We start from the raw sequence: 1,274 nt of genomic DNA, 5'->3' as shown, positions 1-1,274 counted from the left end.
CCGCTGCTGCAGCGCGCCGACCACGTGCGCGTGGACGTCACCGGCGACCGCCCCGACTACCGCGAGCTGAAGGCCGCCCCGCGCATCGAGGTCGGCACGAAGGCCACGCAGAACGACTGGTTCGACCTGGGCGTGCAGGTCTCCGTGGACGGGCACGTGCTGCCGTTCGTGGAGCTGTTCACCGCGCTCGTGCAGGGCAGGACCACGCTGATCCTCGCGGACGGCTCCTACCTGGGCCTCGACCACCCCGCCTTCGACCGGTTGCGCGCCCTGCTCTCCGAGGCCGCCACCCTGCAGGAGTGGACCCCGGAGCACACCCCCGTCTCACGGCACCAGGTCGGCTTCTGGGAGGACCTCAAGGAGCTCGCGGACGAGGTGGACGAGGACCCGGAGTGGACCGCCGCCGTCGGGCGTCTGGCCGCCGTCGAGCGCCTCCCCGAGGCCCCGCGCCCCGCCGGCCTGAAGGCCGACCTGCGCCCCTACCAGGAGGAGGGCCTGCGCTGGCTCGCGTTCCTGTGGGAGCAGGACCTCGGCGGGATCCTGGCCGACGACATGGGCCTGGGCAAGACCGTCCAGACCCTCGCGCTCTTCGCCCACGCGCGCCAGGCCCGGCCCGAGCGGCCGCCGTTCCTCGTGGTCGCGCCGAGCTCCGTGGTGTCCGTGTGGGCGGCCGAGGCCGAGAAGTTCACCCCGGACCTCGACGTGCGCGTCCTGGACACCACCACCCGCAAGCGCGGCACCGCCGTGGCGGACGAGGTGGCGGGGGCGGACGTGGTGGTCACCAGCTACACGCTCCTGAGGATCGACGCCGGCCAGTACGGCGGACTCGACTGGGGCGGGGTGGTCTTCGACGAGGCACAGTTCCTGAAGAACCGCGCCGCGAAGGTGCACACGGTGGCCCGCGACCTGCGCGCCCCCTTCCGGCTGGCCATCACCGGCACGCCGATGGAGAACTCCCTCAGCGACCTGTGGGCGCTGCTGGGCGTCGTCGTGCCGGGCCTGTTCCCGAGCCACCGCCGGTTCCGCGAGACCTACGTGACCCCCATCGAGACCGGGGGGGACCCCGAGCGGATGGCGGCCCTGCGCCGCCGCGTGCGCCCGTTCATGCTGCGCCGCTCCAAGGAGCTCGTGGCGAAGGACCTGCCGTCCAAGCAGGAGCAGATCCTCCAGGTGGAGCTCGAGCCGGCCCACCGCAAGCTCTACGACCGCGTGCTCCAGCGCGAGCGCCGCAAGGTGTTGGGCCTGCTCGGGGACATGGACGGCAACCGGTTCAC

Annotated in this window: 1 protein-coding gene; it reads left to right on the top strand. The window is 72.9% G+C overall.

What is annotated here, in order from left to right:
• The coding region (locus tag ACFWJO_RS39745) for a DEAD/DEAH box helicase (protein WP_386873173.1) at nt 1–1,274 on the top strand (1,274 nt) is incomplete at both ends.

Source organism: Streptomyces sp. NPDC127092 (genome assembly GCF_042722475.1).
GTDB lineage: Bacteria > Actinomycetota > Actinomycetes > Streptomycetales > Streptomycetaceae > Streptomyces.
Note: the sequence above shows the minus strand (reverse complement) of the source record. Positions and strands in the feature narration are given on the sequence as shown.